At 72.2% G+C, this 19897-nt stretch carries 21 protein-coding genes; 13 read left to right on the top strand and 8 right to left on the bottom strand.

The window, feature by feature from the left end; translation table 11 throughout:
- Window positions 1-268: 268 nt before the first annotated feature.
- Both K377_RS27130 and K377_RS27125 read right to left on the bottom strand, forming a co-directional pair.
- Window positions 269-541, bottom strand: a complete 273-nt coding sequence (locus K377_RS27130; RefSeq protein ID WP_111666157.1) for a hypothetical protein — start codon at window positions 539-541, stop codon at window positions 269-271.
- A gap of 126 nt (window positions 542-667) precedes the next feature.
- Complete coding sequence (locus K377_RS27125; RefSeq protein ID WP_375605963.1) at window positions 668-1066, bottom strand: anti-sigma factor; 399 nt, start codon at window positions 1064-1066, stop codon at window positions 668-670.
- Here K377_RS27125 and K377_RS42855 point away from each other — a divergent pair.
- Complete coding sequence (locus tag K377_RS42855; protein WP_375605964.1) at window positions 1001-1210, top strand: hypothetical protein; 210 nt, start codon at window positions 1001-1003, stop codon at window positions 1208-1210. The genes K377_RS27125 and K377_RS42855 overlap by 66 nt on opposite strands.
- A gap of 57 nt (window positions 1211-1267) precedes the next feature.
- On the opposite strand, the gene K377_RS27120 is transcribed toward K377_RS42855, so the two are convergent.
- Window positions 1268-1699 (bottom strand): sigma factor, encoded by a 432-nt coding sequence (locus K377_RS27120; RefSeq protein ID WP_111666155.1) that lies wholly within the window; start codon window positions 1697-1699, stop codon window positions 1268-1270.
- A gap of 186 nt (window positions 1700-1885) precedes the next feature.
- Here K377_RS27120 and K377_RS27115 point away from each other — a divergent pair, with 186 nt between their 5' ends.
- Entirely contained in the window at window positions 1886-2152 is a 267-nt protein-coding gene (locus K377_RS27115; protein WP_111666274.1) for a hypothetical protein, read from the top strand.
- Between the two features lie 139 nt (window positions 2153-2291).
- Window positions 2292-3830, top strand: coding sequence for a serine/threonine-protein kinase (locus K377_RS27110; protein WP_237551719.1), 1539 nt, complete (start codon window positions 2292-2294; stop codon window positions 3828-3830).
- 22 nt (window positions 3831-3852) lie between these two features.
- On the opposite strand, the gene K377_RS27105 is transcribed toward K377_RS27110, so the two are convergent.
- On the bottom strand, window positions 3853-4650 hold the full coding sequence (locus K377_RS27105) for an SGNH/GDSL hydrolase family protein (protein WP_111666153.1): 798 nt from the start codon (window positions 4648-4650) through the stop codon (window positions 3853-3855).
- A gap of 286 nt (window positions 4651-4936) precedes the next feature.
- On the opposite strand from K377_RS27105, the gene K377_RS27100 reads away from it, so the two are divergent.
- From K377_RS27100 to K377_RS27075, 6 genes are all read left to right on the top strand, one after another.
- Window positions 4937-6151 carry a S8 family peptidase gene (locus tag K377_RS27100; protein WP_111666152.1) on the top strand — a complete coding sequence of 405 codons (1215 nt, stop codon included), beginning with the start codon at window positions 4937-4939 and terminating at the stop codon, window positions 6149-6151.
- A 183-nt stretch (window positions 6152-6334) separates the two neighbouring features.
- Window positions 6335-6715 carry a hypothetical protein gene (locus tag K377_RS27095; RefSeq protein ID WP_237551713.1) on the top strand — a complete coding sequence of 127 codons (381 nt, stop codon included), beginning with the start codon at window positions 6335-6337 and terminating at the stop codon, window positions 6713-6715.
- A 395-nt stretch (window positions 6716-7110) separates the two neighbouring features.
- Window positions 7111-7920, top strand: a complete 810-nt coding sequence (locus K377_RS27090) for a glycosyltransferase family 2 protein (RefSeq protein ID WP_111666150.1) — start codon at window positions 7111-7113, stop codon at window positions 7918-7920.
- Complete coding sequence (locus K377_RS27085) at window positions 7917-8963, top strand: glycosyltransferase family 2 protein (protein ID WP_111666149.1); 1047 nt, start codon at window positions 7917-7919, stop codon at window positions 8961-8963. Before K377_RS27090 ends, K377_RS27085 begins: the two co-directional genes overlap by 4 nt.
- Entirely contained in the window at window positions 8960-9781 is an 822-nt protein-coding gene (locus K377_RS27080) for a polysaccharide deacetylase family protein (RefSeq protein ID WP_111666148.1), read from the top strand. Before K377_RS27085 ends, K377_RS27080 begins: the two co-directional genes overlap by 4 nt.
- Window positions 9774-13496, top strand: coding sequence for a lipopolysaccharide biosynthesis protein (locus K377_RS27075; RefSeq protein WP_111666147.1), 3723 nt, complete (start codon window positions 9774-9776; stop codon window positions 13494-13496). The genes K377_RS27080 and K377_RS27075 overlap by 8 nt, the downstream gene beginning before the upstream one ends.
- Window positions 13497-13572: 76 nt before the next feature.
- Here the strand turns inward: K377_RS27075 and K377_RS27070 are convergent, their stop codons facing one another.
- Entirely contained in the window at window positions 13573-14994 is a 1422-nt protein-coding gene (locus K377_RS27070) for a xylan 1,4-beta-xylosidase (protein WP_111666146.1), read from the bottom strand.
- Window positions 14995-15148: 154 nt separating this feature from the next.
- Here K377_RS27070 and K377_RS27065 point away from each other — a divergent pair, with 154 nt between their 5' ends.
- On the top strand, window positions 15149-16243 hold the full coding sequence (locus tag K377_RS27065; protein ID WP_111666145.1) for a DUF5925 domain-containing protein: 1095 nt from the start codon (window positions 15149-15151) through the stop codon (window positions 16241-16243).
- Between the two features lie 201 nt (window positions 16244-16444).
- Here the strand turns inward: K377_RS27065 and K377_RS27060 are convergent, their stop codons facing one another.
- On the bottom strand, window positions 16445-16810 hold the full coding sequence (locus K377_RS27060; protein ID WP_111666144.1) for a GntR family transcriptional regulator: 366 nt from the start codon (window positions 16808-16810) through the stop codon (window positions 16445-16447).
- A gap of 71 nt (window positions 16811-16881) precedes the next feature.
- Between K377_RS27060 and K377_RS27055 the strand changes: the two genes are divergently transcribed.
- Together K377_RS27055 and K377_RS27050 are read left to right on the top strand one after the other, a co-directional pair.
- Window positions 16882-17820, top strand: coding sequence for a GNAT family N-acetyltransferase (locus K377_RS27055; RefSeq protein ID WP_111666143.1), 939 nt, complete (start codon window positions 16882-16884; stop codon window positions 17818-17820).
- Window positions 17798-18295, top strand: coding sequence for a DUF402 domain-containing protein (locus K377_RS27050; protein ID WP_111666142.1), 498 nt, complete (start codon window positions 17798-17800; stop codon window positions 18293-18295). Before K377_RS27055 ends, K377_RS27050 begins: the two co-directional genes overlap by 23 nt.
- Here K377_RS27050 and K377_RS27045 read toward each other — a convergent pair.
- Window positions 18288-18878: a bifunctional 2-polyprenyl-6-hydroxyphenol methylase/3-demethylubiquinol 3-O-methyltransferase UbiG gene (locus tag K377_RS27045; RefSeq protein ID WP_111666141.1), complete on the bottom strand. Its 591-nt coding sequence runs from the start codon at window positions 18876-18878 to the stop codon at window positions 18288-18290. The genes K377_RS27050 and K377_RS27045 overlap by 8 nt on opposite strands.
- Before the next feature lie 296 nt (window positions 18879-19174).
- On the opposite strand from K377_RS27045, the gene K377_RS41765 reads away from it, so the two are divergent.
- Window positions 19175-19312 (top strand): hypothetical protein, encoded by a 138-nt coding sequence (locus tag K377_RS41765; protein ID WP_181512653.1) that lies wholly within the window; start codon window positions 19175-19177, stop codon window positions 19310-19312.
- A 25-nt stretch (window positions 19313-19337) separates the two neighbouring features.
- Here K377_RS41765 and K377_RS27040 read toward each other — a convergent pair whose 3' ends face one another.
- Complete coding sequence (locus K377_RS27040; protein WP_237551712.1) at window positions 19338-19841, bottom strand: GNAT family N-acetyltransferase; 504 nt, start codon at window positions 19839-19841, stop codon at window positions 19338-19340.
- Between the last annotated feature and the right edge of the window lie 56 nt (window positions 19842-19897).

Genomic DNA, 19897 nt, shown 5'->3' with positions numbered 1-19897 from the left:
GGCTGCCTTCGCGCACCCTGGACACCGGAAGTTGCTCCGTCAACATCCGTGCATGACAACGGTGTTACGGGAGCGCCCCGTGCACCGTACGCGGTACGGACGCGAGGTACGGACGCGAGGTACGGAAAAGCCCCGGGCCCGCACCGACTCCCCCGCCGGGGCGCCCGCCGCATGCCGTGGGGATGACGGTCGCGGAAATGCGCAGCAGTACGCCGGACGGCGCGGAGGTCGGATACGGGCCCGGGGCCCTTGCTGGACGGGCGGCCGCCTAGTGGCCGCCGAACAGCGAGCGGCGCAGTCGCCGCAGTGGTGCGAAGAGCGAGACCCGCCGCACCCGCGCACGGCTCGTGCTGCGCTCGTCGTGCGCGGCGTCACGCGCGGTCAGCTCACGCATCAGCGTCGTCGCCTCGGCCGTCTCGCGCTGCGGGACGGCGGGGCCGCCGAGCACCGAGAGATGGCGGTCGAGCCGCGAACTGGTCGCGCTGCTCCCGCAGGTGATCGCAGGCACGCGAGGCCTGCTGCGCACTGTTATCTGTTCCATGTCACTCCCCACCCGTACGAGGGCACTCAGCCCGGGCAGGTTAACCCTATCGCCCCATCGAGCCACTCGTGTATCCCGGTCGCAGGATTCACCTCCCCCATAAGGAGGTTGACGCCCCTTCGCCGGTTACTCTCCGAATCCAACTGAATTCAGGGCGAGTTGGACAACCGGGGCGCCAGACGGACGTTTCGAGCCGCCGTCCGGTTCGGCCGTAACCGACAGTGAGGATGCGTCCGAGGTCAAGCCGGAGGCGAGATACGGCGTGTCGGAGCCTCTGCCGGGCAGTACTCCCAAGGAACGCGGGGGTCCCGAGCCCTCGGGGACCCCCAGTTGGTGGTCCCGGCCGGGAGGCGGGTCGGACAGGCCGGTGACGGTGATCACGGCGCCGTCCCAACGGGCCGGGGCGACGGCGGAGAGCCCCTCGCCCCGGGTGAACCGGGCGTCCGGCGCGGCGAGAACGTGGGCGATCTCACGTGCCTCCGTCCGCCGTGCGTCGAGCCGGTCCTGAACGCGGGTCAGTTCCACGCCGAGCAGCGCGGTCGCGCCGAGCGCGAGGACGGCGGCGCCCGCGGCCCGCACCTCGGCGGCGCACCGGTCGCAGTGCGCCAGATGCCGTTCGAAGCGGGCCAGTTCGCGGGGTTCGCGGGGTTCAAGGCGTCGAGGACGTAGGGCACGGCGAGGGAGTGCACGGCGCGCAGCGGCTATCTCATGCGCGGCTCCGGCCCGTCACACGGAGGCTCCGTCCAGGCAGGAGCGCAGGCGCAGCAGGCCGTCGCGCATCCGGGTCTTGACGGTGCCCAGCGGCGCGGCGAGGCGGTGGGCGACCTCGCGGTAGGTGTGGCCGTCGTAGTAGGCGAGGGTGACGGCCTGGCGCTGGAGGTCGGTGAGCCGGTCCAGGCAGCGGCGCACTTGGTTGTGGGCGACGGTGAGGACCCAGGCGAGGGCGGAGCCGCGCCGCGGGTCGTAGCGGGCGGCGGTGCGCCACACCTCCAGGAGCACGTCCTGGGTCACCTCCTCGGACTGGGCCGGGTCCCGCAGCACCCGTCCGACCAGCCCGTACACCGGGCCCGCCAGTTCGCCGTACAGCTCTTCGAAGGCCTGCCGGTCGCCGCGTCCCACGCGGACGAGCAGTAGGTCGCCGAGGTCCACGCCCTCCATACGGTCCCCCGTTCCGGCCCGCTCAGTGTGCTGCCACCGGTGGTTCGGAGACAGGGGCGCGACCGGATGGCCCGTGCAGCTCGCGACACGGACCGATCCGCGGCGCCCCGGGCCTCGAATGACCGTCACAAGCCGACGCCGCGGGCGCCGGGTTCAGGTGCGCGAGGATGCGTGAGGACGGACGCGATGACTGCAACCACCAGGAAACGGCCGGGGTTTCGCCCACTGGCCGCGCTCGTGAGCGGAGTGCTGGCCGCCGGGGGGCTCGCCGCCGGTGCGACCACCGGGTTCGTCGTCGTACGGGCGGGCGGGTTCATGGCCCGCCGGCTGACGCGGGCCCGGACCGGGAGCCGGCGGGCCGCGGGGCGGCTGCTGTCGCTCGGTTCGGCCTGTGTCGTCCTGGCCCTCGGGTGCGGATTGGTGTTCAAGGGGGCCGCATCGGCGCTCGGCTGAGCTACTTTTGTTCAGACTTGTCGTGTTGTCGTGGCGAGTGGGGGCGGCGCCCGTGAGCACAGGGCCGGGGAGTGGCGGGAGCAGCGGGCGGGTCGTTGCGGGCCGGTACCGGCTGCTCGACCCGATCGGCGAGGGCGGCATGGGCACCGTGTGGCGGGCCCATGACGACGTGCTCGGGCGCGAGGTGGCCGTGAAGGAGGTGCGGGCCCCGGCGGGCCTGCCGACGGCGGACCGGAACCGGATGTACCAGCGGCTGGAGCGGGAGGCCTGGGCCGCCGCGCGGATCTCGCACCGCAATGTGATCACGCTGTACGACGTGGCGACGGACGACGAACGCCCCTGGATCGTCATGGAGTTGGTGCGCGGCGTCTCGCTCGCCGACCAGCTCGACGCCGAGGGTCCGATGCCTCCGCAGCGCGCGGCGCACATCGGCGCGGAGGTCCTCGCCGCGCTGCGCGCCGCGCACGGGGCGGGGGTGCTGCACCGCGACGTGAAGCCGGGGAACGTACTGCTGTCGAACGACGGCCGGGTCGTCCTCACCGACTTCGGGATCGCCATGGTGGAGGGGACACAGGCGCTCACCATGACCGGCGAGGTGATCGGCTCGCCCGAATTCCTCGCCCCCGAGCGGGCGTTGGGGCGCACGCCCGGGCCCGAGTCCGATCTGTGGTCGCTGGGCGTGCTGCTGTACGCGGCCGTCGAGGGGCACTCGCCGTTCCGGCAGGACACCCCGCTGAGCACGCTGCGTGCCGTCGTCGACGAGGAGTTGCCCGCACCGCAGCGCGCGGGCCCGCTGGCGCCCGTCATCGAGGGGCTGCTGCGCAAGGATCCGGCCGAGCGGACCGCCGCGGAGCGGGCCGAGCACGACCTGCGGATCATCGGCGCGGGCGGCACGCTGCGCGCGGACCCGGTGCGGGCGACGCCCCTGTCGTCGATGCCCACGGTGACGTCACCGCCCACCCCGCCGATCCCCCTGCCCACGCCCGTGCCCGGCACCACGTCGACGGTCCCCGCGGACACGGACGGGCGACGGGCCCGCCGCGCGTCGCTCGCCCTGACGGCCGGCCTCGTGATCCTGCTGCTGGCGCTCGGTGGACTGACGTACGCGCTGCTCAGCCGGGACGGCGGAGGCGGCGGGGGTGACGGCGGGAGTTCGTCGTCCGGCGGCTCCGGCGGTTCCGCCACGGCCGGTGACAGTCCCGGCGCGAGCGCGTCGACGTCCTACGGCGGCAGCTCGTCGTCGAGCCACGGTGGCGGGAGCGGAAGTGGGAGCGGCGGTCACACGACCACGCCCGCCCAGTCGGTGCGGGTCAACGTCTCGGCGGTGCGCGGCAGTTACTCGGGAGCCTGCCCGCCGTCGGCCGCCGCGGCTCCGGCCTTCGCGGCGACGATCACGGTGGGGCGTACTCCGGCCGAGGTCGAGTACCGGTGGGTGACGAAGAGCGGTGAGCCGTCGGACCCGGGCTGGAAGACCCTGGACTTCGGTTCGGGCGACGCGAAGAGCCGTACGGTGAACACGACGGAGACGCGGTACGAGGACGGCGGCACGCTGCACAATGAGATCGCTGTGGAGGTGCGGAGCCCGGTCGCGGTGAAGTCCGACTACGTGGCCTACGCGGTGACGTGCGAGGTGGTGACCCCCTCCACGGGAGCCACCACCGGTTCACCCACGCCGTGAGCCGTCGCTCACCGGGTACGGGTCACGCGTTGGAGTTGAACACGGGCAGATAGCCGCCGGACTGTCCGGCGGCCGTCGGGTGGTACGACTCGCCGATGTTGGTCCAGTTGACGCTGTGCAGCCAGGAGTCGCCGGAGCAGATCTCGTGCCCGGAGAACGCCGGCCGTACGTCGCCGAAGGTGAAGCCGTGGTCGGCCACGCGCTTGGCGATGGTGGTGTTGAGCAGGTCGGACGCGCTGTTGATGGCGGACCGCTCGTTCTCGGACAGGCCCGCGATGCAGCTGCCGCTGAGCTTGTAGAAGCGGGGGTAGCCGATGACCACGACATGGGCGGCCGGGGCCCTGGCGGTGATCGCGTCGTAGACCTTGTCGAGATTGGCGGGCAGCGTCGATGTTACGTACGCACGGGCCGTGTTGATGCGGCTCAGGCACGTGGCCTCGGACTGGAGGACGCAGGTGGTCATGACGTCGGCGAAGCCCGCGTCGTTGCCGCCGATACTGAGGGAGACGAGGCCGGTGCCCGCGCCGAGCGGGGCGAGCTGGCTGGAGAGCACATCACCCGTACGAGCACCCGAGCACGCGGTGAAGTTGAAGCTGGAGGGTGAGTGGGCGGCCGCCCACAGGGCCGGGTAGGCCTTCGTGGAGCGCTTGCAGTCGCCGCTCTCGCTGGTGTAGCTGCCGGAGCCGACCCCCGAGGAGTAGGAGTCGCCGAGCGCCACGTAGCCGGTCGCGGCGGCCTGCGCGTGCGTCGCCCCGGTGAGGGCGACGCCGGCGGCGAAGAGGAACGAAGTCATGAATGCCGTAATACGGAAACGTCTCATGGAACCTCCCTTAGCAGGATTTCTGCCACATATGTGGTAGCACGCCACACAGTTACCGGGAAGTACCTCTGACGGACATTCACCGGCCGTTCAATTGCAGGTACATGCCAGGGTTGTGACATACCCTCAGATCGCTTGAGCTACGCCCGTAGATGGCTCCAGTCTGCTGAGCGGGCCCGGACGGAACACCCGACTCCGACGGCCCGTGCGCGCCACCCAGCGCGCACCCCCCACTGACGTGTGCCCTCCACCGGCACGCGCCGCCTATGAGGAGGACTCCCTCGTTATGGCACTCCCCAAAGCACTGGTGACCGCGGCCGCGTCGACCGCGGCGGCCGTCGGCCTGCTCGGTTCGCTCACCGCCCTGCCCGCCCAGGCCGCCCCGGCCACCGGCACGGTCCTGGCGGCGGACTCCGCCGAGGCGGTCGACGGCAGCTACATCGTCACGCTCAAGAAGCCCGCACAGAGCCCGGCGGGCCTCACGGCCGCGTCCGCGGACGGCAAGAGCCTGATATCCGAGCACGGCGGCGCGGTGCAGAAGACCTACCGCGGCGCGCTCAACGGCTATGCGGTGAAGGGGCTTTCGGCCACCGAGGCCGGGAGACTCGCGGCCGATCCGGCCGTGGCGTCCGTCGAGCAGAACCAGCGGGTGCACGTGGACGCCACCCAGACCGGCGCCCCCTGGGGCCTGGACCGCATCGACCAGTCGGCCCTGCCGCTCTCCGGCACGTACACCTACCCGGACTCGGCGGGCAGCGGGGTGACGGCGTACGTCATCGACACCGGCGTGCGGATCACCCACTCCCAGATCAGCGGCCGCGCCTCGAACGGCTACGACGCCGTCGACGGCGACAGCGTCGCGCAGGACGGAAACGGCCACGGCACCCATGTGGCCACCACCATCGCGGGCACCACCTACGGCGTCGCCAAGAAGGCGAAGATCGTGGCGGTGCGCGTGCTCGACAACAACGGATCGGGCACGACCGCGGGCGTCATCGCCGGCATCGACTGGGTCACCACCCACCACAGCGGTCCGTCGGTCGCCAACCTGTCGCTGGGCGGCGGCACCAGCACCGCGCTGGACACGGCGGTGCGCAACTCCATCTCCAGCGGCGTCACGTACGCGATCGCGGCCGGCAACTCCGGTGCGAACGCCTCCACTTCGTCGCCCGCCCGGGTCACCGAGGCCATCACCGTCGGCGCCACGAGCAACACCGACGCGAAGGCCAGCTGGTCCAACTACGGCTCCGTACTGGACCTGTTCGCGCCCGGCGTGTCGATCACGGCGGGCTGGAACACCAGCGACTCCGCGACCAACACCATCTCCGGCACCTCGATGGCCACACCGCACGTCGCGGGCGCGGCCGCGGTCTATCTGGCGGGCCACACCTCCGCCACGCCCGCCCAGGTCGCCTCGGCGCTGGTGAACGGGGCCACGTCCGGGGTCGTCACCAGCCCCGGCAGCGGCTCGCCGAACAAGCTGCTGAAGATCGTCCAGTAGCGGCCGGGCAGCTGACCGCGTAACCGTCAATTTGCTGGTGTGACAACATAGTTCCCCGGAGGCGTCCGTCGCCTCCGGGGAATTTCTCGTGGCCCCCGCCACCTCGGGGCGCGTCTTGACGGCCACCCCGCCGCCGCGCGACATTGAAGTCCGGCATCCGGCGCTTCGGGGGGCAAGTCGCCCATGCGGACCATAAAGTTCAAGACGTCACTATCCGGCGATGCGGCGCATCTGCTCATGGGGGCGGGCGCCGTCGCGGCGGGCGCGGGACTGGTGCTCGCGCTCACGCACACCGGCTCACCGTTGCGCGGACCGCTCACGCTCTTCTTCCTGCTGGCCGCGCCCGGTTCCGCGTTCGCCGCGGCCCTGCGCGGCCTCGACACCGGGGCGCGCGTGCTCGTCTCGGCCGCCGGCGCGGTCTGCGTCGTGATGCTGGTCGCCCAGGGCATGCTCGCCACGCACCACTGGTCGGTCGACGGCGGGGTCGTCGCGGTGGGCGCGCTCACGGCGGCCGCGTTCCTCCTTCAACTCGCCTACCGCAAAGGGAGACACAAAGTCCACTAGTGGGGCGTTAGTTGAAGTTATGGACAGAACGACAAAAATGTGAGTTCTCGTTTCAGGTCTTGCCATACGGTCTCAATCATCAATACCGTCTTACATCCACCCGCATCGGGCCATCACGTACAGCGATCCAGGGGAGGGCTCAGGATCGCGACGGGCCCGGCGCGGGGCGCGGTAGGGGGGTGCCGTGCTCGGTGATTCGCTTGTTCCTGCGTGGTGGGTCGTCGAGTCGCGTGCCGCGCGACCGGTCCAACCAACCGGTGTGCATTGCCAGCTCACCCGGCCTGCACGGAGAGCCGTTCCGGCCTGGCCGTGAGTGAGAACCCCCCTTTCGAACCGGATACACAGCCGGACCGCCCGAGGGGCGGGCGGTCCACCGGACGAGAGGGACCAGACTCATGAGCAGTTCCGTGGTGCGCCCGGCCGCGCCGGACGACGGGACCACGCCCGCTCACTTACCCGCCCGGTACCGGGCGATCTCCACGCACCTGGCCATCGCGCCACGGGTGAGCGTGGTCATTCCCGCCATGAACGAGGCGGAGAACCTGCCCTACGTCTTCAAGTCGCTCCCGGAGTGGATCCACGAGGTCGTCCTCGTGGACGGCGACTCCACCGACGACACGGTGGAGGTGGCCCGGGTGCTGCGGCCGGACGTCGTGGTCGTGCGGCAGCGCGGCAAGGGCAAGGGGGACGCCCTGATCACCGGTTTCCAGGCCAGCTCGGGCGACATCATCGTGATGGTCGACGCGGACGGCTCGGCGGACGGCCAGGAGATCGTCAGCTATGTGTCGGCGCTGGTCTCCGGCGCCGACTTCGCCAAGGGCTCCCGGTTCGCCAACGGCGGGGGCACGGACGACATGACGCCCGTGCGCAAGCTGGGCAACTGGGCGCTGTGCACGGCCGTGAACGCCAAGTTCGGCGCCCGCTACACCGACCTCTGCTACGGCTACAACGCGTTCTGGCGGCACTGCCTCGACGAGATCGACCTCGACTGCACCGGCTTCGAGGTGGAGACCCTGATGAACATCCGGGTCGTCAAGGCGGGCCTGAAGGTCCAGGAGATCCCCAGCCACGAGTATCTGCGCATCCACGGAGCGAGCAATCTGCGGGCCGTGCGGGACGGGCTCCGGGTGCTGAAGGTGATCCTCAAGGAGCGGTCGAACCGGCGCTCCCCGCGCGTCAGGGCCGTGCGGGGAGCGGGGGCGTGACGGCGCCCCCGAGCACGGGCCCGTCGGTCTCGGTCGTCATCTGCGTCTACACCGAGGACCGCTGGAACGACATCCTCGCCGCCGTCGACTCGGTGCGCGCGCAGTCCCGCCCGGCCCTGGAGACGCTGCTCGTCGTCGACCACAACCCGGCGCTGCTCGACCGCCTCGCCCGGGAGCACAAGGAGACGGCCGAGGTCCGGGTGCTCGAGAACCGGGGGCCGCGCGGCCTGTCCGCCGGGCGGAACACCGGGATCGCCGCCTCGTACGGGGAGATCATCGCGTTCCTCGACGACGACGCGGTCGCGGAGCGGGACTGGCTGCGCCGGTTCGCCGACGGGTACGCCGATCCGAGGGTGCTGGCCGTCGGCGGGCGCACCGAGCCGATCTGGGCGTCGGGGCGCAGGCCCGTCTGGTTCCCCGAGGAGTTCGACTGGGTGGTGGGCTGCGCGTACAAGGGGCTGCCGCGCGGCCGGGCCGAGGTGCGCAATGTGCTGGGCGGCAACGCCTCGTTCCGGCGTACCGCGTTCGACGCGGTGGGCGGGTTCGCCACCGGCATCGGCCGCGACGGCGACAAGCGGCCGCTGGGCTGCGAGGAGACGGAGCTGTGCATCCGGCTCTCCCGTGCGCGGCCGGACGCGGTGCTGCTCCTCGACGACCGCGCGGTGATCCACCACCGGGTGCCGGCCGCGCGGGAACGGTTCGCCTACTTCCGCACCCGCACCTACGCGGAGGGCCTGTCGAAGGCGCTGGTCACCCGAAGTGTCGGCGCGGGCAAGGGACTTGAGACCGAACGCGCGTACACGGGCCGGGTCCTCCCGGCCGGAGTGGCGCGCGGTGTGCGCGATGTCGTGCTCGGCCGGGCCGGTGGCGCGAGACGGGCCGGGGCGATCCTGGCCGGGGTGGCGGCGGCGGCCGGCGGATATGTGCTCGGGAGCCTGCGGGCGCGGGGCGGGAGCGCCGCGCCGTTCACGATCGTGGAGACCGGCCGGGACGACCGGAGCGGCGGGAGCGAGCGGGGCGACGCTCTGGAGGAAGCGGCATGAGCGCACCGGCACGAACGGCGGACGGGGTGCCCGTCCCGATCCTGATGTACCACTCGGTCGCGCGGGAGCCGAGCGCGAGGACGCGCGGCCTCTCGGTCTCCCCCGGCCGGTTCGCGGAGCAGATGGAGCTGCTCGCCGAGCACCGCTGCACGCCGCTGACCACCGCCGGGCTCGCCGCGATCTGGCGCGGCGGCGGGGCGCTGCCCGACCGGCCCGTCCTGATCACCTTCGACGACGGCTACGAGGGCGTGCACCGGCACGCCCTGCCCGTCCTCGCCCGGCACGGTTTCGCGGCCACCCTGTTCGTCTCGACGGGGTGGCTGCGGGGTGCGCACGACACCGGCGGCGGGCTCGACACGATGCTCGACTGGGACCAGGTGCGGGCGCTCGCCGGGCAGGGCATGGAGATCGGCGGGCACAGCCATACGCATCCGCAGCTCGACCAACTCCACGACGAGGAGCTGGAGTTCGAGCTGCGGCAGTGCAGGGAGATCGTGGCCGGGGAGCTGGGCGCCGCGCCCGTCTCCTTCGCGTACCCGTACGGCCACTCCGACCGGCGGGTGCGCCGGGCCGTGCGCGCGGCCGGCTTCGCCCAGTCGCTCGCCGTCGGCAACGGACTGGCCAGGCGCCGGCAGGGCCCCTACGCCCTGCGGCGCGTCACCGTGCGCCGCTCCACCGGCACCGCCGAGTTCGAGCGGCTGATCGAGGGCCGCGCGATCGGCCGTACCTTCGCCGCGGACCGCGCCCTCACCCAGGGGTACGCCGTGGTCCGCAGAGCCCGGCAGGCCCGCCGGAAGGCGGCGCGTATCCGTGTCTGACACGACGACCACCACCGCCGAGGCCGGTCCGGCCACCACCGCCGGGCCGCAGCCGCCGCCCCGCCGCAGACTCAGGCTGCCCGGCGTGGGCAGGAGCAGGAAGGGCACACCGAACGGCATGGGGCAGCCGGGGGGCGGCGACCAACTGTTCCGCAACGCCTACGCGTTGATGCTGAACACCGGCATCTCGGGCGTGCTCGGCGTCGGCTTCTGGCTGGCCGCCGCGCACTACTACACGGCGGACGCCGTGGGTCAGGGCTCCGCGGCGATCGCGGCGATGAAGTTCCTCGCGGGACTCATGGCCGTGACGCTGACCGGGGCCCTGGCCCGCTTCATCCCGGTCGCCGGGCGCGGCACGGGGCGGCTCATCTTCCGTACGTACGCGGGGAGCGCGCTGGCGGTCGCGTGCGCCGCGCTGGTCTTCCTGCTGACCCTGGACGTGTGGGGTCCGTCGTACAGATTCCTGCACGGGCCGGTCAACGGTCTGGGGTTCGTCGCGGCCGTCGTCGCGTGGGCGCTGCTCACCTTGCAGGACGGGGTGCTGACCGGGCTGCGCAGCGCGCTGTGGGTGCCGGTGGGCAACACCGTGTTCTCGCTGGTGAAGCTGGCGCTGCTGGTCGCGTTCGCGACGGCGCTCGCGACGACCGGGGTGTTCGTGTCCTGGGTGGCCGCGATCGCGTTCTCGCTGGTCCCGCTGGCCTGGCTGGTCTTCCGCCGCCTCGTGCCCCGGCACGTCGAGGCGACCGACGGCCACGCGGATCCGCCGACGCTGCGGCAGATGGGCCGGTTCGTCGCGGGCGACTCCACCGGTTCGCTGTTCTCGCTCGCCGTCGTGTACCTCGTGCCCGTCGTCATCGCCTCGCAGGTCAGCTCCGCCGACAACGCGTACTTCTACATCGCCACCACCATCGGCGGCACGATCAACCTGCTGGCCGTCAACATGGGCGCCTCGCTGACGGTGGAGAGCTCGCACGACCCGGCGCGGCTCGCCGCCAACACCCGGGCGGCGCTGCGCCGGATGGCCCGCATCATGATCCCGGTCTGCGTGCTGCTGTTCGCGCTCGCGCCGTACGCCCTTCATGTCTTCGGCGCGGCCTACGCGGACGCGGCGACGCCGCTGCTGCGCTGGTTCGCCGTGGGCGCCGCCCTGCGGGTGGTCATGGAGACGTACTTCGCCGTGCTGCGGGCGCAGAGCAGGACCGCGGGACTCGCCTGGCTCCAGGGCCTGTTGTGCGTACTCGTCCTCTCCATGACCTTGCTGCTGCTGCCGCACCTCGGGCTGACCGGCGCGGGCGTCGCGGAGGTCTGCTCGCTCACGGTGATCATGACGATCGCGGCGCCGAGGCTGTGGCGCGTGGTGCGCGCGGTGCCCTCGGCGCCGCCCCTGGACAGCATGGCCCCCGACGGCGACCTCGCCGATCTCGGGCTGCCGAAGGCGCAGGCGGGCAGGGCGGACCGGCCGGGGGCCAAGGAGGCGCTGCGCGGCGCGATGGACTCGGACACGCTGCAACTCGCGGTCCAGCTCAACCTGGACCACCAGGAGCGGCGGCCCGATGTGCGGCCGGGCCCGGTGCCCCCGCCGCGCGGCGCCCCCGCGGCGCACCGGCCGAGCTGGGCGCGCGGAGCACGGACGCCGGAGTCCGGGGACGGTGCCACGGCGGGGCCGCGGGCCGCCCCGGCAAAGGCGCCGCGCCCCCGGCTGACGCCGTCCGTGGCCGTCCTGACGCTGCTGCTGATCGCGGGGCTCGGCCTGTACTGGGGTCCGGTCCTCGGGATGAGCGACGCCGATCTGGACGGCATGGGCGGGCTCGGCCTGATCTCGGTCCTCTCCCCCGTGACGCTGCTCGGCGGCGCGCTGCTCATCGGTGTCTTCGCGTCACTGCTGTGGCTCGAACGCCCGCGCACCTGGCTGCTGGCGGCGACACTGCTCGCCACGGTGGTGTCACTGCACGCGCTGCCCGCCGTCATCGAGGCGGAGCCCCGCTTCGCGACCGCGTGGCAGCACCTGGGCTTCCTGGACCACATCGACCGCACGGGCTCGGCGGTACCGGACCTCGACGCCCGCTGGAGCTGGCCCGGCTTCTTCGCCGCGGCCGCCTTCGTCACCGAGGCGTGCGGGATCGGCGATCTCGGCGAGGTCGTCCGCTGGTGGCCGATGACCGTCCAACTGCTCTGCCTGGCGCCGATGATCCTGCTGGTGCGCTCGATGCGGGCGAGCTGGAAGGCCAAGTGGACCGGCCTGTGGATCTTCGTGCTGAGCGGCTGGGTGGGCCAGGACTACTTCTCGCCGCAGAGCTTCACGTATCTGCTCTACCTGATGTTCGTGGCGGTGCTGCTGGTCTGGTTCCGGGCGCCCCGGATCCGGTGGACCGAGCGCCGTCCGGGCGAGGCGGAGGCCGAACCGGCCGACCGCCGCCGGCGCACCGTGCTGCTCGTCGTGCTGATCGCGCTGTTCGTCGCGACGGTCCCCGCGCACCAGCTGACGCCGTTCATGATGCTGGCGGTGCTCGCCGCCCTGGTCCTGGCCGGCCGCTCCGAACCGCGCGGCCTGCCTCTGCTGTTCGGTGTGGTCTTCGTCGTCTGGCTGGGCTTCCTCGCCGAGCCGTACTGGTCGGGCCATTTCGCCGACCTGTTCGGCGGGATCGGCGGGGTCGGCGGCAATGTCTCGTCCTCGGTCTCCGGCCGTATCCAGGGCGGGAGTTCGGCCCACAAGCTGGTGCTGTACACGCGAGTGCTGCTGGCGGGCGGGGTCCTGGCGTTCGCCTGCTTCGGCTGGTGGCGGCGCCACGACTGGAAGTACCGCGAGCGCTCGCTGCTCGTGCTGACCTTCGTGCCGTTCCTCGGCTTCGGCATGCAGTCGTACGGCGGCGAGATGGCGCTGCGGGTCTTCCTGTTCGCGCTGCCCGGCGCCGCGCTCCTGTCGGGCCTCGCGCTCTTCCCCCGGACCGGCGTCACCATGAAGGAGCGCGACAGGGACGGGATCACCCTGGCTCCCCTGGCGGCCTTGCTCGCGGGCCTGCTGCTGTTCGGCGGCTTCCTCGTGGCCCGCTGGGGCAACGAGCCGTTCGAACGGGTCAGGACCGGTGAGGTCGCGGCGATGGACTACGTCTACGCCCACGACAGGCCGACCGTGCGGCTGCTGTGGCTGAGCGACGGCACCGCCGACGACGTCACACCGTCGCTGCCGTGGGGCGCCCGCGACATGGAGCGGGTCCAGTACGTGCCGACGCCCGCGCCCGTCGACCCGGTCCTGGTCGGTGGTCTCGTGAAGGCGGTCAAGGACGCGGGCCCGAACTCGTACCTGATGATCAACGAGAGCCAGGTCGTCTCGCTGCGGCTCAATGCCGGCTACTCGGCGTCGTGGGCCGCGCGTCTGACACGGAACCTGGACCGGCGTACGGAGTTGACGAGGGCCTACGTCAACGACGACGTGACCCTGTACCGGCTGCGCACCCCGCCGTCCGGCGCGGTGGAGAAGCCGCGGCCGGGCCCGGCCGGGCCGCGGATCACCTGGACACCGTGGTCGGTGGTGGGCGCACTGGCCGCGCCGGCCGTGATCGTGCTGCTCACGGCGCGGGAGGTGATCCGGGTGACGCAGCCGCCGGGCGTGCGGCGGCTGCGCCGGCTGCAGAGCACGTTCTGGTTCTCGCTGCCGCTGCTCGCGGTGGTGCTGGCGTCGCTGATCCAGCGGTTCCTCACACTGGGGCCGAACTGAAGGGCGCCGAACTCAAGGGGGCTGAACTCAAGGGGGGCTGAACCGGCGGGAGGCGCCGGCACCGCTCGCCCCGGTGTCAGCGCTTCAGCCACTTCACCTCGTAGCCCCGCATCCGGAACCGCTTGCCGTCGACCTTCGCGCTGATCGGCCGGTTCAGGGTGTTCACGACGAGCACGGCCCGGTCGTCGGCGAGGACCCGTACGTGCGGCACGTCGTCGGCGGCCACGGAGACCGTGGTGAACGTCGTGCCCGGGCCGAACTCCTCGTCGAACCTCGACACGAGCCCGTACATGGGCAGCGCTCCCCCGCCGCCCGCGCCGTCCGTGGGCCGCCACAGGCAGCCGGCGCAGGAACGGCCCTTCTCGTCCTCCGGGTTCCAGTAGAAGCCGGACGTCGTACCGCCCTTGGCCAGGGCGATCATTCCGGCGGCCTGCACGGCGACGCGGTGCGGCTCGCTCCAGCCATGGCGCTCGTCCCTGCTGTCGGCGGGCTCCACGTAGTACTCGGCCCACCACAGCGGCAGATCGCCGGTCTGCCGCTCGATCCACTCGCTGACGGCCGTGAACTTGTCGGTGGCCGCGAACTCGTCCGGCAGCAGCTCGTCGTCGTTCGTGTAGCTCGCCCCGTCGACCACGACGAAGTCCGCGCCCGCCTTGTGCCTGTTCCAGTACGTGAAGGCGTCGACGATCCGCTGGTCCAGGCGGCCCCACGGCCCCGTGACGGCGTCCGAGGCGCCCTCGGTCTGCTTCGGGTCGAGGCTGTCCATCACCAGGTAGGGGCCGCCGACCCTGATGCGCTTGTCGACCTTCTTCAGCGCTGCGTACACGAGGTTGTACAGCTTCGTGTAGCCCTCGTAGTCCCAGCGGCTCCTGTCGTCGTTCCAGAATCCCTTGAACTCGTTCCACACGATGAAGTGGCGTACGTCCGGGTAGCGCTTGGCGACGGTCGCGGCCAGGTTCGCGTAGTCCCGGTAGTGGTCCGCGTCGGGGGCCCGCTCCAGGTTCCGCTGCGTCCAGTTCGTTCTGTCGACGCCCGCCGCGCCGCCCTTCATCCAGTCGGGCGCGCAGCACAGCGTGATGACGGGGGTGCCGCCGGACGCCCGGACGAAGTCGATGCGGCGGTCCAGCGCGTCGAAGTCGTAACGGCTCTTCACCGGCTCGGGGTTGTCCGCGCCCCAGCCCATGATCGCCTGGTTCTGCGGCAGGGGCCGCTCGCCGAGCAGCTTTTCCGCGCGGGTGACGGCGCTCGCCGCGCCCTCGTCGGCCGAGTGCTGGGTGTGCGTGAAGCCCCAGCCGACCGTGGGGCCCTCCTCCAGGGGCGGGCTCACCGGTGTGCCGTGGACCTTGTCGCCGTCGGGTGAGGTGCCGGCGATGCTGCCCCGGCTGTCGGGGAGGGTGCTGAGCACCGTCAGCACCAGGGCCAGCACGGTCGTCGCCACGCCGATCAGGGCGATGAGCCGCCATCGCCGCACGTCCGAATTCCACCCATGACATGCCATCAAGGACAAGGGTAACCAGGGGAGTTGACGAACGGGCAGGGTCCACCGCCACAGCCTCGTAACGACGGGCGGGGTGCCGGGTGTGGCGTGGGGTGCGGGTGACGCGCTGCGGAAATTCCATGCGCACGGCCCGCACTTGCCGGATCATGGCGGTATGTCTGCGAACCCATTCGACGCGCTGCCGGTCCGGCTGGGCGTCGACGACAGCGACTCGCCCTCCGATGTCGTCGACGCGCTCTTCCTCGGCCGCTTCGCCACGGGCGAGCAGCCGCACTCGCACGCGGTCAACATCGACCGGGTCAGGTCCGGGGCCACCCTGCTGCCGCCGGGCGCCCGCATCCTGCGCTCCGCGCGCGACGACGACCGCAGTACGACGCTCGCCGAGGGGGACGGCTGGACGCTGCTGGTCTCCCGGTGGAACCGGGGCGCCGACGTCACGGTCACGGCGACCACCGCCGAGCTGGCGGCGAAGATCCTCGGGCAGGCCACGGACGGCGCCGCCGACGAGCCCGAGCCCCAGCCGGAGAACGTGACGATGGGGTTCTGGTACGTCTCGCCGCGGCGCGGGCCGCACCGGACGACCCGGCAGATCTCGGCGGGTACGTGGGACGAGGTCCGGCCGAACTACACGGCGCCGGTCGCCGAGGCCATGGACGGCCTGATGAAGACGCGGCCCGAGGACATCGCGGGCCGTCTGCTCCTGCTCCACGGGCCGCCCGGCACCGGCAAGACCTCGGCGCTGCGCACCCTGGCCCGGTCCTGGCGCGACTGGTGCCAGGTGGACTGCGTCCTCGACCCGGAGCGGCTCTTCTCCGACGTCGGCTACCTGATGGACATCGCGATCGGCGAGGACGACGGCACGGCGAAGGGCCGCTGGCGGCTGCTCCTCCTGGAGGACTGCGACGAGCTGATCCGCGGTGAGGCCAAGCACACCGCCGGGCAGGCGCTGTCCCGGCTGCTGAATCTCACGGACGGGCTGCTGGGGCAGGGCAGGAACGTTCTGGTGGGCGTGACCACCAACGAGGACCTGGAACGCCTGCACCCCGCGGTCGTCCGGCCCGGCCGCTGTCTCGCCCGCATCGAGGTGGGCCCGCTGACGCATCGCGAATCGGTGACGTGGCTGGGCACCGAGGAGGGGCTGGCCCGCGACGGCGCGACCCTGGCCGAGCTCTACGCCCTCCGCCGCGGGGTGTCTCCGACGGCTGTGCCGGATCAGCGGGGCGGGGCTGATGCGGGGTTGTATTTGTAGGGTGCGTGGTCGGGTGCGCCACCGTCGTGGCTGGTCGCGCAGTTCCCCGCGCCCCTGAGATGCGCACTTCGTGCGGCATCTCATCGACAGAGGCGCGGCGGAGCCGCAGCCTCTGTAGGGGAGGCTGCGCGCAGCGCATGCCTCAGGGGCGCGGGGAACTGCGCGACCAGCCACGACGAGATGCCGCGGGCGAGAGGCGGGCTAGGAATAGGCGGCCCGTACCGCGTCGCGGGCGGCGTCGAGGGCGGCCTCTTCCGAGAGGCCGAGACGGTGGACGCGGTCGGCGTAGGACTGGGCCGCGACAGCCGCCTCCCGAGAAGCCGCATCCCGAGCGGACGCGACAAACGTGCCGTTGCGCCCCCGCGTCTCGATCACCCCGTCCGCCTCGAGCGCCCGATAAGCCTTGGCCACCGTATTGGCGGCAAGCCCCAACTCCTCGGCAAGCCCCCGCACCGTGGGCAACTTGTACCCCACGGGCAGCGTCCCGCCCCGGGCCTGCTCGGAGATCTGCGCCCGCACCTGCTCATAGGGGGCCGCGCTGTCGTCAATCCGGATCTTCAGGGTCACGGCCCCGATTCTCCCGCAGCCCCGGAAAATGAGAGGCACCCGGGCCCGACCGGCGCGTACCGTCCGGCCCCATGACGTTGATCGTTCGTACGCTGTCCCTCGACTCCCCGTCCGACGTGGACGGTTTCACCCGAGTACGCCGGGCCTGCGTGCCGGCGATGCTCGCGACCCCCGCCTCGGTCGCCCACCAGGCGGCCCGGGCCCACCCCGACGCCCACTACCGCCAGCTGATCGCGGTGACGGACGACGGCACGGTCATCGGCACCGCGCAGGTCGGCATCGCGCACGACAGCCCGCAGCCCGGCCAGGGCTACGCGAACGTCTACGTCCACCCGGACCACGAGAACCGCGGCGCGGGCAGCCTGATCCTGCGCACCGCCGAGGACCATCTCGCCCGGCACGGCGCCCGTGAGGTGTTCTGCTGGGCGATCGACGGCGAGCGCAATCTGAAGTGGGCGGCGGCCCACGGCTACAAGCCCAGCCGCAGCGCCCACTTCCTGCGCCTCGACCTCACCCCCGACGACGCCCTGCCGCCGCGCGGCCCGGTCCCGCCCGGCGTGGAACTGCGCACCGCCGCCGACTACGCGGCCGATCCGCGCCCCCTGTTCGCCCTCGACGCGGAGACGGCGGCCGACGAGCCGGGCGACATCGCCACCGAACTCGCCGACTACGAGCAGTGGTTGGCGGAGACCTGGCACCATCCGCTGCTCGACCACGAGCTGACGTCGGTGGCCGTGGTGGACGGCAGCCCCGCCGCGTTCACCCTCGCCCACACCGACGGCGACGGCCGCTACTGGTCGGGCATGACCGGCACGGCCCGCGCCCACCGCGGCCGGGGCCTCGCCAAGCTGGCCAAGAACGACTCGCTGCACCGCGCCCGGGAGGCCGGGACCACGGTGGCGTACACGGGCAACGACGCGGGCAACGGGCCGATGCTCGCGATCAACGCCTGGTTCGGCTACACGTTCGACGCGAAGGAGATCCGCCATGTCCGCACCCTCGACGCCTGACGCGGTGCACGTCCGCCTGGTCAAGGCCGGGCGGACGAAGATCAGGTATCCGGCGGCGCTGCTGCGCGACGACGGCACGCACGTGGTGGTCCGCGCCGCGTGGGCGAGCGAGGGTGTACGGGACTTCGGCTTCGTGCAGTTCGCGCCCGGCGACGTCCTCACCGAGCACTACTGGCGCGACCGCTGGTACGCGGTCAAGGAGGTGCGGACGGGCGACGGCACCCTGAAGGGCTGGTACTGCGACATCACCCGCCCGGTGGTCCGCGGCGACGACGGGGACCTGCTCTCCGAGGATCTCGACCTCGATCTGTGGGTCTCGCCGGACGGCGGCGAGGTGATCCGGCTCGACGAGGACGAGTTCGCCGACAGCGGGCTCGTCGAGCGGGACCCGGCCGCCGCACAGGCGGCGGTCCGGGCCCTCGACGGTCTCGAACTCCTGGCCCGCCAGGGCGAGTTCCCCGCGCTCCTCAGCTGAGCGCGACCACCGCGTACCGCTCGTCGCGCACCGGCCCGCCCCACAGTCGCGCGTCCTGCGACAGCGGGGTGTGCCGCACCTCGCGGACGAGCGGTGCGAGGGTGCCGGTGATCCGGTCCGCCGGGATGCCCACCGGGTTCAGCTCGCCCCACACCCCCTCGATCAGCACCAGCCGCCCCGCGGGCCGCAGCAGGGTCAGCCAGTGCCGCAGCACGTCCTCGGGACCGGGCAGCGTCCACAGCACGTGCCGGACGAGCACCACGTCGTACGCGCCCGGCCGCACCGGCGGCTCCGCCGCGTTCCCCAGATGGAACTCGGCGGCCCGGTCCGCCAGTTTGCGCCGGGCCAGTTCCAGCATGCGCGGGGCGCTGTCGATCCCGGTCACCCGATGCCCCCGCTCGGCCGCGAGCAGCGACAGGCTGCCGGTGCCGCAGCCGAGGTCGAGCACCGCCCCCGGCGCTTCGGGCAACCAGCCGCCGAGCCGCTCCGCCCAGGCCGCCCGCACCCCGGGATCCCGCAGCCCGTGGTCCGGCTCGTCGTCGAAGGTGGCCGCCGCCTCGTCCCACGTGTCGCTGGTACTCACGCTCGCCCCTTCGCTTCCGGCGGTCGCGACGTGGCGTACGTCACAGGCGCGTGTGCGCTCAGTCGTGCCTCGATGCGCCCCCAAGCTCCTGGGACGGGAGTGACTGTGCTCTCGGGTCTCTCGCTCATGTCCCGCATCAGACCACGCGGCACTGACATCGAGGTCCGCCGTCCGGGGGCGCACGCCCGCTTCTTCCGTGACAACCGCCACTGACAAATGCGCTTCGATGAGCCAGGCTCCGGGAACAGGTCTACAACGGCACCACGTTGGAGACCGTGTAGGTACAGGAGGCACCCATGCGCCGAGTGACCATGCACAAGCCCGTCGGGCAGAGCACCATCGCCCGCCGGCTGCGGGAAGAAGCCGTCGAGCGGACCCGGGAGCGGCCCGAAGTGCGCAAGGACGTGCGCAAGACGTGGTGGCCGGACGAGTAGGCGCCCCGATGCTCCGCAGAAGAGCTCAGAGCCGCTTGCGGTAGTGGATGCGGTCGTAGGGCCCGTCGACGCGGCGCTCCATGACCTCGTATCCGTAGCGCGGGTAGATCTCCTGGTTCTCCCGCATCAACGCGTTGGTGTAGAGCCGGACTTCGGGCAGACCGAGGGCGCGCGCGTGCTCGTCGACGAAGCCGAGCAGGCGGCGGCCCACCCCTCGCCCATGGGCGTCGGGGTGGACCGCGACGCTGTCCAGGAACAGATGGTCCGGCCTGGCCTCCACCACCACGAGCCCGATGACGTCCGGGTCCCCGATGACGTGCACCAGGCCCGCCGCGACGTTCGCGGCGTGGTCGGCCTCCATGGGCTGCGGGACGACGCCGATGCGGGCGATGTAGGGGTGGTACGCGGCGTCGGTGACGGCCTTGACGGCCGGTACGTCGGCGGCGACCGCCGGGCGGACGCGCAGTCCCGGCTCCGTGGCCCCTGATGCCGATTCCCCGCCCGTTCCCGTACGCGCTTGTTCGTTCATGTCTCCTTGTCTACGCCACCGCCCCGCCGCCCGCACCACCGGGTTCCCGGCGGGGC

The sequence above is a fragment of the Streptomyces sp. PsTaAH-137 genome (assembly GCF_003259365.1).
In the GTDB taxonomy this organism is placed as follows: Bacteria; Actinomycetota; Actinomycetes; order Streptomycetales; family Streptomycetaceae; genus Streptomyces.
The sequence above is the reverse complement of the archived record's forward strand: the minus strand, read 5'-3'. Positions and strand labels throughout refer to the sequence as shown.